This window comes from Mesorhizobium sp. M1142 (assembly GCF_040318565.1).
Classification (GTDB): Bacteria; Pseudomonadota; Alphaproteobacteria; order Rhizobiales; family Rhizobiaceae; genus Mesorhizobium.
In genome coordinates this window covers 1-12,280 of sequence record NZ_JAMYMK010000002.1, presented here as the reverse complement: position 1 = coordinate 12,280, position 12,280 = coordinate 1, and the positions used below count along the sequence as shown (strand labels likewise).

Below are 12,280 nucleotides of genomic sequence, written 5' to 3'. Positions count from 1 at the left end.
CGGCGGCCGCTGCATCGCTCGATCCTCAGCGGTGCGCGCCACCACCGACTGCCATGCGGATACCGAGACCGACGACGACGCAGCCTGCCACCCGCTGCTGCCAGAGCCTTACCTTCGGTCGTTTCATAATCCAGGCCCCGAGCGTGCCGGATGCGAGTGCATATGTGCCCAGCACCAGCACACCGGTCATTTTCTGGGTGCCACCGAGCAGCAGCAATTGCAGCGTGACCGATCCGCGAGCAGGATCGACGAACTGCGGAAGGAATGCCACCATAAAGGTTATCGGCCAAGGATTTATCAGATTGGCGATCATTCCTTCGCGTGCGGCCACAAGCGGTCCGACATTGCGCGCCTCCTCGACGGCGACGCTGGCTGACGGCAACAGCACCAGACGCGATCCAAGCCAAACGAGATAAGCTGCACCCGCCCAGCGAAGCATGGCAAAGGCAAGCGGCGATGCCTGGAGCAGCGACGATATGCCGAGGGCAAGGAGCGGCAGCTGGACCATACCGGCGCCGAGGGTCATTCCGAGGACGGTGAACAGGGCAATATCACGGCCCTGCCCGATGCCGCGCGCAATCACCAGCAGACTGTCGGGCCCCGGCGGCATCTGCATCAGGATGACCGTTCCGACAAAAGCCGTCCACGAAGCGGGATCCACGCCGCTACTTCGCCCCGGTTTCGTAAGATGCCTTCGCGCTGTCCTTCAACTGGCCGGCATCTCGCATCGTCTTGAGTGCTTCGTCCCTCGTCAGGCCGCACCTGCGGGCAAAAAAATCGATCTCATAGGCCAACTCGGCCGACAGGTCGTGTTTGGCATGCATTCTTCGCTTGTGTTTGCGTGCGCCCATTCAGGCTCGGTCCCGGATACGTTAGTCTTCCCGAACTCACATCGGATCAGTCGGTTCCACTGCCGGACCAATCCACTTTCCGCAGGTTTTCTCACGCGCTGTCTGGCCGGCCCACCCTATCCTTGAGTTCGTTCAGGAACGCGAGCAGCGCGTCCTCAGGATCGTCGGCCTCTTCGGTCAGCATATCGATGCCCCAGTGGCCGAGAACAGCCTCCTGGACGATGCTCGGCTGCGACATGAAGATGAAGGATTTCGGGCGGCTCTTTTCGTAGCCCGACCGCCGCCAGGTCTGCCAAAGCCTGTGCAACAGCAGACGGATGTTCATATCAGACATGCTGTAGCCGATGAACAGGAGGGTGCGCCCCAGTGCGTCGGCGCGAAACTTCACGTCGAGCGGCGAATCGAACGAAAGCCGGTCGAAATAGTCGGTCTCCGCCAGGACCAGCGATTTGTCGTCGTCGAAATCGCCGTGGAATTTGATGATCTGCGTCACCTCGCCGGTCGTCTTGGGCAAGTCCTTTGCGTTGGCCACCTTCACAAAGGGCCGGCCATGAATCTCGAAGGCAACCTCGAGGTTGCGATCATAATTGGTGGTGTAGATGATCGGAAAATCGAGCGATACGATGAGCTTGTGGATTGCCGACCGCTGCACTTCTTCCCGCGAGACGCTCCATTCACGATCCATCCAACTGCGCAAAGGGCCGAGGCTCCCCTGCTTCAGCCGGTAATATTCGGCAAGCGCCTGATAGCTGGCCTCCGGTGCGCCGATCATGTCCTCGTCAAGGCCGAGCTCGTTTTGCATGTGCTCGATGAGCTTTTGCCAAGACGGCAAGCCGACGCTCATCGACACCCCGGCTCCAACGAACAAGATAGCTCGTCGCTCTTTCACCGATTGAGCCAGTTGCTCGACTGCGGACACCATTCGACACAACTGCCAGAAGTGCTGCTCTGTTCCGACGGCGCCTGGACCATCGCAAGAATAACTCCGATTTCCGGTTGAGTGCCAACACCCAGATCGGCTGTCCCGAGTTCCGGTCCCCGAGTTTGTCCGACCGAATCCGATATTTATTTCGTTCCCTTTGGCACTTCTGCGCCTCCTACGCGTTGGAGAGTGTTCAACAAAGACGGCGCAGCTAATGGATCGCCATCGGATTGTCTCGGTAGCATTATGTCTGTTCCTGCTTACGATCGGCGCCGTCCAGCAAAAGGCTTGGGCTCAAGCACCTTGCCCGGCCGACCATGACAAGTTGCTGGCCGCCCTCAAGGCCAACGTCAAGTCCAGCGGCGGTCCCGGCAATGGCGGCTTCGACACTAATGAATGGGCGGCAGTCGTGGCTCGCGACGGAACTGTCTGCGCCGTCGCCTTCAGTGGGCCGACCGCCGACGCCCAGTGGCCTGGCAGCCGGCTGATCGCCGCTGAAAAAGCCAATACCGCCAACGGGCTCAGCCTCGCCCACATGGCGTTGTCCACCGCGAACCTCTACGCGCCGGTGCAGCCCGGCGGTCCTCTATTCGGCCTGCAGGCCACCAATCCGGTCAATCCAGCGGTGGCCTATGCCGGCGATCCTTCGACATTTGGAAGCTCCAGTGATCCATTGCTGGGAAAGCCTATCGGCGGTGTCGTCGTGTTTGGCGGCGGCCTGGCTCTCTACGACGGCAAGGGGATCGTCGGGGCCCTGGGGATAAGCGGCGATTCCTCCTGTGCCGACCACAATGTCGCCTGGCGTGTGCGCGCCGCGCTCGGGCTGGACAAGGTACCGGCAGGCGTCAACCCAAACCGCAAGGACGCTATCATTTACGACCTCGATCCCGGCGGCAAGAGCGCCTCCGGCTGGGGCCATCCATTGTGTGCCGGAAGCGAGGCGGACGTGGCGGCGGAGCTTGGCGCCGGGGTCGGCGGCTCGATGCGCAAATGAGGAAAGGGCGACAGGTGGCGGCGAAAACTCGTGTGTCAGCCAAAGGCGGAAACAGGCCAATGGCTGCGAGGTTGGGATGGACGCTGCTGGCGGGGTTTGCACTGATGACGGCGGCGGTTGCTCAGTCTTTATCAGGCCCTGCGATAAATCCGCCGGCCGCAGCTGCTCCGCCCGACGACGGCCAGTGGGCGATGCCGGCAAAGAACTACGCCTCGACCCGCTACAGCGAACTTGCGGAGATCACCGAAGACAACGTCAAAAACCTGCAGGTGGCCTTCACCTTCTCGACCGGCGTCAACAAAGGTCAGGAGGCTGCGCCCCTGGTCGTCGGCAACGCGATGTACATCGTGACGCCGTTTCCCAACATCCTCTATGCGCTTGACCTTACCAAGCCCGGCGCGCCGATGAAGTGGAAATTCGAGCCCAACCCCGAGCCCGCCGCGCAGGGCGTTGCCTGTTGCGACGTGGTCAACCGCGGTGCGGCCTTCTTCGACGGGCGCATCTATTTCAATACGCTCGATGGTCATGCCATCGCCGTCGATGCGGCCACCGGCAAACCGGTCTGGAACACCCATATCGGCAACATCAATATCGGCGAGACCATCACGATGGCGCCGCTGGTGGTGAAGGGGAAGGTACTGGTCGGCAATTCCGGCGGCGAAATGGGCGTACGCGGCTGGATCAAGGCGCTCGACGCCGGCGACGGGCACGTCGTCTGGACGGCCTACAATACCGGCCCGGACGCCGAGGTGCTGATCGGCCCCGATTTCAAGCCGCATTACGACATGGACAAGGGCAAGGATCTCGGGGTGACATCGTGGCCGCCCGACGCCTGGAAGATCGGCGGCGGCAATGTGTGGGGCTGGATCTCCTATGACCCGGACCTCAACCTGATCTTCCACGGCACCGGAAATCCCGGTCCGTGGAATCCGGATCTGCGGCCCGGCGACAACAAATGGACCGCCGGCATCTTTGCCCGCGATCCCGACACCGGCGCAGCAAAATGGTTTTATCAATGGACCCCGCACGATTTGCACGACTACGACGGCATCAACGAACAGGTGCTGCTCGACATGACCTGGCAGGGCAAGCCCCGCAAGGTGCTGGTCCGACCGGAACGCAACGGCTACGTCTATCTGTTGGACCGCACTACGGGCGAAGTACTGTCGGCAGTGCCGTTCGGGCCTGTCAATTCCAGCAAGGGCGTCGACCTGAAGACCGGCCGGCTGATTGTAAATCCGGACAAGAAGACCGGCACCGGCAAGGTCGTCCGCGACATCTGTCCCACCGCATCGGGCCTCAAGGACTGGCAACCTTCGGCGTTCTCGCCCAAGACCGGCCTGCTCTACATCCCGCATAATAACATGTGCATGGACGAAGAAGGCGTCGAGGTGAATTACATCGCCGGCACGCCCTATGTCGGCATGAACGTGCGCATGATTCCCGGGCCGGGCGGCAATCGCGGTGCATTTACTGCCTGGGATGTCGCCGCCGCCAAGCCGGCGTGGAGCCTGAAGGAGAACTTTCCGGTGTGGAGCGGCGCGGTCGCCACCGCCGGCAACGTCGTATTCTATGGCACGATGGAAGGCTGGTTCAAGGCGGTCAGCGCCAGGACCGGCGAACTGCTTTGGCAGTTCAAGACGTCGTCCGGCATCATCGGCCAGCCGATCACCTATCGCGGCCCGGACGGGCACCAATATGTTGCGGTTCTTTCGGGCGTCGGCGGCTGGGCCGGTGCGATCGTATCCGGCGATCTCGACCCGCGCGACGCCACCGCTGCGCTCGGCTTCGTCAACGTCATGAAGGATCTGAAGGATGTAACCACGGCGGGAGGTACGCTGTATGTGTTCCGGCTGCCTTGAGACGATCGGCCGCGTTATGTGCTCACGGAAAACGCGTTCGCGGCGGCTTGCCGCCGCGGTTGGCGCACTGGCGCTCTCGCTTGTGGCCGCCGTTGCCGATGCGCGCGAGTTGAGGATCTGCGCAGATCCCAACAACATGCCGTTCTCCAATGCCGCCCGGGAAGGCTTTGAAAACAAGATTGCCGAACTCGTCGCCCGGGAGCTGGGTGCGACTGTTTCCTACACGTGGTGGGCACAGCGGCGCGGCTTCGTCCGCAACACGCTGAAAGCCGGCCTGTGCGATCTGGTGCCCGGCACGCCCACCAATCTCGAGATGCTGCGCACCACCGCGCCCTACTACCGGTCTTCCTACGTCTTCGTGACACGCAGAGATGCGCCGGAAATCGCGTCCTTCAACGATCCTCGCCTGCGCGATCTGCACATCGGCGTCCAGCTGATCGGCGACGACGGCGCCAACTCGCCACCCGTCCAGGCGCTCGGCAGTCGCGGCATCGTCGGCCATCTCGTCGGTTTCCCCGTCTATGGCGACTATTCGGCGCCAAACCCGCCAGCGCGCATCATTGAGGCGGTCGCGAATGGCGACATCGATATGGCCGTCGTCTGGGGGCCGTTGGCCGGCTACTTCGGTGCCAGGCAAAAAGTACCGTTGCGGATTACGCCGGTTACACCGCGAATCGACGGTCCGCTGCTGCCGATGATCTACGACATTTCGATGGGCGTGCGCCACGACGACGATGCGCTGCGCAGCGAGGTAGACGCAGCGCTCGCCAAACACCGCGCCGAGATCGATGCAATCCTGGCGGCATATGACGTGCCTCGCCTCGACGTCGCCGGGGCGGCAGCGCGATGAACCGCGGCCTTCCATGCGTGCTGTCGGCGATGCTCGTTCTTGCCGCTTGCCAGCGTGAGGAACGCGACACGCGTCCACAGTCGGCGCTCGGCTCGGGCGACCAACCGGCAGCCGTCACGGCCCTCGAGCCGGGCGGCCAGCGGCCAGCCTCGTCCAACAACAAGGCCGGAGTGTTCGAGGCCAACGCGTTCCACCTCAGCGAGGGCAAGCGTCTGTTCAACTGGTTCAACTGTTCCGGCTGCCATGCCAATGGCGGTGGCGGCATGGGCCCGGCGCTCATGGATCAGAAGTGGCTCTATGGCAGCTCGATCGAAAGCATCCACGCCACGATCAGGGACGGGCGGCCAAACGGCATGCCGAGCTTTCGGGACAAGATCCCGGACGACCAGATCTGGGAGCTTGCCGCCTTCGTCCGCGCGTTGAGCGGCAACGCGCCAAAATCGGCTGCGCCGAGCCGCGACGACGACATGATGCCCCATCCGTCCGAAAATCGCCTGCCGGATGCCGCGACTCTGGGGAAGTCGCCGTGAACCGCCTTGTTTGCAGCGTGTGCTGCGGCGCAGCCTGCATGCTGCTCCTTGCAGGATGCAGCGGCTGGCAATCCGCGCTTGACCCAAAAGGCCCGGCCGCGGGCGAGCTTGCATGGCTGATCTGGTTCTTCACAGCGCTGTGCACGGTGGTCTGGCTTTTGGTGATGGCCGTGCTGATCCTGCCATTGGCCCGACGCCCCGCGCCGGTCGGCGATCCGCTTGTCCTCGACGCTGCCGCCGAGCGCGGCAAGATGCGAATTGTCGTCGCCGCACTCGCCGCTACCGCCCTGATCCTGGTCGGCCTGACGCTGCTGAGCTACTTCGCTAACCGGACGCTTGCCGCCATCGGCTCGGATGCGGCGCTGACGATCCGGGTGACCGGGCATCAATGGTGGTGGGAGGTGCGCTACGAAAACGATCAGCCGAACCGCATCCTGACGACCGCCAATGAAATCCACATCCCGGCGGGCGAGCCGGTGCGGCTTGTAGTGACCTCGACCGACGTCATCCATTCCTTCTGGGTGCCGAACCTCTCGGGCAAGCTGGACCTCATTCCAGGCCACGAGAACGTTCTCGATCTGAAGGCTGACAAGCCCGGCGTCTATCGCGGCCAGTGCGCCGAGTTCTGCGGCGCGCAGCACGCCAATATGAGCACCTTCATCATCGCCGAACCTCGGCCCGTCTTCGACGCATGGCTGAACGATCAGCTGCGGCCGGCAGCTGCCCCCGTGTCGACCGAGGCCAAAACCGGCCACGACCTGTTCCTCAAACGGCCATGCGTGATGTGCCACAAGATCGGCGGCACCATTGCCGGCGGCACGGTCGCTCCCGACCTTACACATATCGCAAGCCGGCGGACGCTCGCTGCCGGAACGCTGGCGATGAGCCGCGGCAATCTCGCAGCCTGGATAGCCGATCCGCAAGGGATCAAGCCAGGTGCCCGCATGCCCGTGGTGGGACTGAACGGGGACGAGCTGAATGCGATAGTAGCCTATCTCGAGGGCTTGAAATGAGTAGCGCCGACCTAGCCCATGGGCGAGACCTCGCCCAGCAACGCGCCGCAGCACAAAAGGGTGACCTGGTTCCCGAGCGCGACGGCCCTCGCGATACCGGCCTCGACGACGCCAGCCTCGAGCGCAGGCTGGCGCGGACATGGCAGACCGTGCCGGGCATCATCGGTGCGCTCTCGAGCGTCGACCACAAAATTGTCGCGCGGCGGTACCTGATCACCGCTTTCGTCTTCCTGTGCCTCGGTGGCCTCAGCGCCGTTGCCATGCGCATCCAACTGTCGGGGCCGGAGCGCGGGCTGATCGGGCCGGACCGCTACAACCAGCTATTCACCATGCATGGCGTGACCATGATGTTCCTGTTTGCAGTGCCAATCGTTCAGGCGACCGGCATCTATCTCGTGCCGCTGATGGTCGGCACCCGCAACATCGCCTTTCCGCGCCTCAATGCATTCAGCTTCTGGATTTATCTCTCCGGTGGCCTCTTCGCCTGGGTGTCGTTTGCACTCGACATGGCGCCCGACGTCGGCTGGTTTTCTTACGTGCCCCTGTCCGGTCCTGAATTCGGGCCAGGCAAACGCTCCGACGTGTGGGCGCAGATGATCACCTATACCGAAGTGTCGTCGTTGGCGGTCGCGGTTGCCACCATCGTCACCGTGCTGAAGCAACGCGCGCCGGGCATGTCGCTGGACAAGATTCCGCTCTATGTCTGGGCGATGCTGGTCACCTCTTTCGTCATCGTGTTCGCCATGCCGGCAGTCATGATCACGTCGACCTTCCTGATCCTCGACCGTCTGGTCGGCACCCATATCTTCAATCCCGCCGAGGGTGGCGACGTCCTGCTGTTCCAGCACCTGTTCTGGTTCTTCGGCCACCCCGAAGTCTACATCATTTTCCTGCCGGCCACCGGCATGGTGTCCTCGATCATCGCCGCTTTCGCCCGGCGTCCGGTATTCGGCTATCTGGGCATGGTTCTGTCGCTGATTTCGGTCGGCTTCCTGTCGTTCGGCCTGTGGGTTCACCACATGTTCGCAACTGGCCTGCCCAAACTCGGCGCGAGCTTCTTCACCGCCTCGAGCATGCTGATCGCCATCCCGAACGGGCTGCAGATCTTCTGCTGGCTGGCGACATTGTGGGACGGACGCCCGATAATCAGGACGCCGCTGCTGTTCGTGTTCGGCTTCTTCTTCACGTTCGTCGCGGGCGGCCTGACCGGCGTGATGCTGGCGTCGGTGCCATTGGACCTGCAAGTACACGACACCTATTTCGTTACCGCGCATTTCCACTACGTGCTGATCGGCGGGTCCGTATTCCCGCTGCTCGGCGCGACCTATTTCTGGTTCCCCAAGATCACCGGCCGGATGATGAGCGAGCGTCTTGGACGCTGGCATTTCTGGCTTGCCTTCATAGGCTTCAATGCGGCGTTCTTTCCGATGCACATTGTCGGCCTGTGGGGCATGCCGCGCCGAGTCTACACCTATCCGGTGGAGGTCGGCTGGGGCAACATCAACCTGTTCATCACAGCCGGCGCGGTCGTTCTGTTCCTAAGCTTCGTTCTGTTCACCATAAACCTGGTGTACAGCGCCTCGAGGGGCGCCCCGGCCGGGGACAATCCCTGGAATGCGGGCACGCTTGAATGGGCGACAAGCTCTCCGCCGCCGAGCTATAATTTCGCTCGGATTCCGGTGGTTACCCACTCCGAGCCGCTCTGGGCCGAACGTGACACGCTGCCTGTCGCGACCGGGCTTCGCGTCGACGCGCGCGAACTTGTCATTTCGACTGTGGCAGAAGCGCATCCAGATGTGCGCGAGAAGTCGGCGACGCCGTCGATCTGGCCATTGTTCGCCGCGCTCGCCGTCGGCGCCACCTTTCTTTATTCGATCTTCAGCCCGTGGGCGGTGGTCTGGGGAGCCGGGCCAATCGCCATCACTTTGATCGGTTGGTTCTGGCCGAAAGGCGATCCGGAGGATGAGGAATGAAACAGCGTCCTGCCGCCGATCTTTCCAAACTCCCGACCTTCGGGATCGGACCGCGCAGCCCGACCTGGTGGGGCACTCTCGCCTTCATGGCGCTGGAGGGCACCGGCTTCGCGCTCGCCGCAGGCGCCTATCTTTACCTCGCCTATCTGTCGCCCGAATGGCCATTGGGCGTGCCGCCGCCCAACCATTGGCCGGGCACCATCGTCACGCTGTTGCTGCTCGCCAGCGTGGTGCCCAATCACATACTGAACCGCTACGCCGAAGCGTGTGCCATGGTGCCCGTGCGCATCGGCCTGATCGTCATGACGCTGCTCGGTATCGCACCGCTTGTCGTGCGGTGGTTCGAATTTCCGGCCCTCAACATCTATTGGGATACCAATGCGTACGGCTCAATGCTGTGGGTCCTGCTCGGCCTCCACACCACACACCTGATCACCGACGTCGGCGACACGCTGGTGCTGACGGTCCTGATGTTCACGCGACATGGCTATAGCGGGCGGCGTTTCGGGGATGTTGGCGACAACGTCTTCTACTGGGATTTCGTGGTCGCGACCTGGATCCCGATCTATCTGTTGATCTATTGGATGCCGAGGCTTGACTGAGATGCGTGCGCTTCGCTTGGGCACATCATGGGGCGGGCTGTTGTCCGGGCCTTTGGCCTGGGCGGTGTCGACGCAGCTGAATTACGCGGTCGTGGAGTGGCAGTGCGCCCACGGCATTCCTGTCATACCGGTCGTTGCGCTGATGCTGACAGTGCTGGCCTTGCTCGGCGGGGCGCTGTCGTGGCGGGCGCGACAGCAAGGTGGCGCCGCCTTTAAACCGGACCGTGCGCGCGGCACTGAAGGTTTCGTCGCCAATATCGGCATTCTCAGCGCGTTGCTGTTTGCGCTGGTAATCGTCATGCAAGGCGCCGCCTCGCTCATTCTCGACGGCTGTCTGCGATGAACTTCGACGCGCTTTTCTCGACCTCGATCTGCTACGGTGCCGGTGCCCCGCAGGCCGGCTGGACGCTGGCGTTGCCGATCACGCTGCCGCTAACCATGGTCGCACTGCTTTACGCAGCAGGCGCCTTTCGGCTGTGGCGGCGGAGCGCCCGCAGCCGCCCGTTGCGGATGCGGCAAGCCCTGCTGTTTGCGACCGGCTGGGCCATTTTGGCGGCAGCACTGGTCAGTCCGCTCCATGCATTGGGTGAGCGCGTTTTCACCGCCCACATGATCGAGCACGAGCTGTTGATGGCGGTGGCGGCACCCCTGCTGGTCGCCTCCCGTCCGGCGGCGGCGATGATGTGGGCATTGCCGATCAAGCTGCGGCTGGCATTTGGCGCAGCCGGGCAGGCGAAGGTGCTTCGAGCCGTTTGGGCCGCCGTCAGCCGTCCTCTAGCCGCGACCTTCCTGCACGGCGTCGCGATATGGGCGTGGCACGTTCCGGCGCTGTTCGAGGCGGCGCTTGCACAGGGTGTCCTGCATTATGCGCAACATGCCAGCTTCTTCGGTACGGGGCTGCTGTTCTGGTGGGTGCTGCTGCCGCGTTCAGGCCGCGAACAAGCCTACGGCAGCGCAGTCATGCACCTCTTTTTCACCTCGCTGCACACCGGCCTGCTCGGGGTGCTGCTGCTGGTCTCGCCAAGGCTGTGGTACCCGGTAAACGCAGCCGGCGCGGAATTGTGGAGCCTTAGCCCGCTCGAGGACCAGCAGCTCGCCGGCTTGGTGATGTGGGTTCCGGCCGGCCTGATTTATGGCGGAGCCGCGTTGCTGCTGGCCGGTCTGTGGATTCGCTCAAGTGGACAGAGAAGATGGGAGACGTCGCATGCGCTCCAGGCTGTCTAAGCTGGTCATTGGTGCCGGGACGGCAATTGCCGTGCTGGCCGCAGCTTGGGCGGCGCTGACGTTGTGGCCGGAGCGCCTCATCAGGGTCGCGGATAAGACGGACAATGCTCCTAGCAGCATCGGCGTGCGCGCAACATCGCGCTTCACTCCGTCCGGACCCATCCTCGGCGCCGCGGCAATTGTCGTGCTTGTTGCAGCCCTGGCCGGGATCGCGTTGTACTTCGAGCAAAGCCGTCGAGTGGAGCAGAAGGCCGACAATGCAACCGGCGGTGTTGGCGCCCGCGCCATACCAATCATCATGGCCAATGGCTGTGCCGGATGCCACACGATCACCGGCGTGCCCGGCGCGCAGGGACTGGTCGGTCCACGCCTCGACGCCAGCTTGGCCACCCGGGTCTATATCGGCGGCGTATTGTCCAACAACCCGCGAAACATGGTCCGTTGGATACGCGCCGCAAGAGAGATCAATCCGCACACGGCAATGCCTTCGACCAGAATTTCCGAGCAGGAGGCGCGAGATATCGCCGCCTATCTCTATTCGATGAAATGACATCGTTGCTCGCCTAGTCGAGATCAAACCCTCCCAGCGGTCTACCGATGCCGGTTTGCCGGGACCGGCAATCGTCACCGCCTTCGGCTCGATGCCTTAGTTGCCGACGAACCTTTCGGAACCGGCCCGCATCGGCGAGGCTGCCCGCGATCACGTCGGACATCGCCGAGCGCCGCTATGCCGGTAATCTGCTGTGCGGATTGTTTCGCGGGCATCTCGGATATCAGCTTCTTTGGCGAGTGGGCCGAGTGCAATCTCGACGTCGTCGTCCCAGTCGAATTGACGGGGTGGTTGTTTTTTCAGAATTGGACAGTGCTGCTGAGAATTGCGTGCCACGCCGTGGGGACACGCCTCATGGAGCCGAAGAACCGAACGGATTTAGAGCGAAGAATCGGAACGGACCGGAGCGCCTCGGCTAATGACTTGAGCGCCGCGATCACATTTGTTAGCGGAAGGTTGCGGGCTCCTAGCCGACTTCGATGTTCCAACCGCGAGGCGATCGCGGTCGGAGTCGCCACGAACGACCGCAGCGCAATCACGTCGTTTCGGGAGACTCGTTCGATTTGGGAGCCTCGTCGGTCTCCGGCAAACGATCGCGAATGGCTTCCTCGGTTTTACTTGCCGTCTTTTTCACGACTTTCTCGACGCGGTCGACCAACGTCTCGGCGTCGCCGCTGGAACCCTGTCGGTCAGCCTCTTCCTTTACAGTCTCATATGCTTCGGCGGCGACCTGCTTGGCTTGCTCGACGCCTTCCTCAAAGACTTCCTCGGCACTGTCACGAAGCTTGTCGCGGTATGGGCCGAGTTGCGCGTCTTCCGCGGCTGTGTGAGGCAGCATCACGCCGATGGCGGTGCCCACGGCAAGGCCCACCGCGGCCATTGCCAGAGGTTCGCGCTGGAACAGGTCCT

13 protein-coding genes and 1 pseudogene are annotated in these 12,280 nt (G+C 62.9%); 10 read left to right on the top strand and 4 right to left on the bottom strand.

The window, feature by feature from the left end:
- Window positions 1–25: 25 nt before the first annotated feature.
- From NKH42_RS04015 to NKH42_RS04005, 3 genes are all read right to left on the bottom strand, one after another.
- Entirely contained in the window at window positions 26–661 is a 636-nt protein-coding gene (locus NKH42_RS04015) for a LysE family translocator (protein WP_352476452.1), read from the bottom strand.
- A gap of 4 nt (window positions 662–665) precedes the next feature.
- On the bottom strand, window positions 666–824 hold the full coding sequence (locus NKH42_RS04010) for a hypothetical protein (protein ID WP_352612099.1): 159 nt from the start codon (window positions 822–824) through the stop codon (window positions 666–668).
- Between the two features lie 118 nt (window positions 825–942).
- Window positions 943–1,773: an SIR2 family NAD-dependent protein deacylase gene (locus tag NKH42_RS04005; protein WP_352751135.1), complete on the bottom strand. Its 831-nt coding sequence runs from the start codon at window positions 1,771–1,773 to the stop codon at window positions 943–945.
- Between the two features lie 214 nt (window positions 1,774–1,987).
- Between NKH42_RS04005 and NKH42_RS04000 the strand changes: the two genes are divergently transcribed.
- The 10 genes from NKH42_RS04000 (at window position 1,988) to NKH42_RS03955 (ending at window position 11,371) form a co-directional block, all read left to right on the top strand.
- The gene (locus NKH42_RS04000) at window positions 1,988–2,767 is read left to right on the top strand and encodes a heme-binding protein (RefSeq protein WP_352751136.1); all 780 of its coding nucleotides are present in this window, start codon (window positions 1,988–1,990) and stop codon (window positions 2,765–2,767) included.
- 104 nt (window positions 2,768–2,871) lie between these two features.
- A complete protein-coding gene (locus NKH42_RS03995; protein ID WP_352751149.1) occupies window positions 2,872–4,629 on the top strand; it encodes a methanol/ethanol family PQQ-dependent dehydrogenase in 1,758 nt (585 codons plus the stop codon).
- Between the two features lie 16 nt (window positions 4,630–4,645).
- Complete coding sequence (locus NKH42_RS03990; protein WP_352737249.1) at window positions 4,646–5,479, top strand: substrate-binding domain-containing protein; 834 nt, start codon at window positions 4,646–4,648, stop codon at window positions 5,477–5,479.
- Window positions 5,476–6,009: a c-type cytochrome gene (locus NKH42_RS03985; protein WP_254818823.1), complete on the top strand. Its 534-nt coding sequence runs from the start codon at window positions 5,476–5,478 to the stop codon at window positions 6,007–6,009. The genes NKH42_RS03990 and NKH42_RS03985 overlap by 4 nt, the downstream gene beginning before the upstream one ends.
- 38 nt (window positions 6,010–6,047) lie before the next feature.
- Window positions 6,048–7,022, top strand: a complete 975-nt coding sequence (gene coxB, locus NKH42_RS03980) for a cytochrome c oxidase subunit II (RefSeq protein ID WP_352505441.1) — start codon at window positions 6,048–6,050, stop codon at window positions 7,020–7,022.
- Window positions 7,019–8,995 carry a cytochrome c oxidase subunit I gene (gene ctaD, locus NKH42_RS03975; RefSeq protein ID WP_352751139.1) on the top strand — a complete coding sequence of 659 codons (1,977 nt, stop codon included), beginning with the start codon at window positions 7,019–7,021 and terminating at the stop codon, window positions 8,993–8,995. The genes coxB and ctaD overlap by 4 nt, the downstream gene beginning before the upstream one ends.
- On the top strand, window positions 8,992–9,597 hold the full coding sequence (locus tag NKH42_RS03970) for a cytochrome c oxidase subunit 3 (protein ID WP_254818826.1): 606 nt from the start codon (window positions 8,992–8,994) through the stop codon (window positions 9,595–9,597). The genes ctaD and NKH42_RS03970 overlap by 4 nt, the downstream gene beginning before the upstream one ends.
- A gap of 1 nt (window position 9,598) precedes the next feature.
- The gene (locus NKH42_RS03965; RefSeq protein WP_352476765.1) at window positions 9,599–9,940 is read left to right on the top strand and encodes a hypothetical protein; all 342 of its coding nucleotides are present in this window, start codon (window positions 9,599–9,601) and stop codon (window positions 9,938–9,940) included.
- The gene (locus tag NKH42_RS03960; protein WP_352751141.1) at window positions 9,937–10,821 is read left to right on the top strand and encodes a cytochrome c oxidase assembly protein; all 885 of its coding nucleotides are present in this window, start codon (window positions 9,937–9,939) and stop codon (window positions 10,819–10,821) included. The genes NKH42_RS03965 and NKH42_RS03960 overlap by 4 nt, the downstream gene beginning before the upstream one ends.
- Complete coding sequence (locus NKH42_RS03955) at window positions 10,802–11,371, top strand: c-type cytochrome (RefSeq protein ID WP_352688558.1); 570 nt, start codon at window positions 10,802–10,804, stop codon at window positions 11,369–11,371. Before NKH42_RS03960 ends, NKH42_RS03955 begins: the two co-directional genes overlap by 20 nt.
- A 535-nt stretch (window positions 11,372–11,906) precedes the next feature.
- On the opposite strand, the pseudogene NKH42_RS03950 reads toward NKH42_RS03955, so the two are convergent.
- Window positions 11,907–12,280: pseudogene (locus NKH42_RS03950) on the bottom strand (hypothetical protein); the annotation flags it as partial.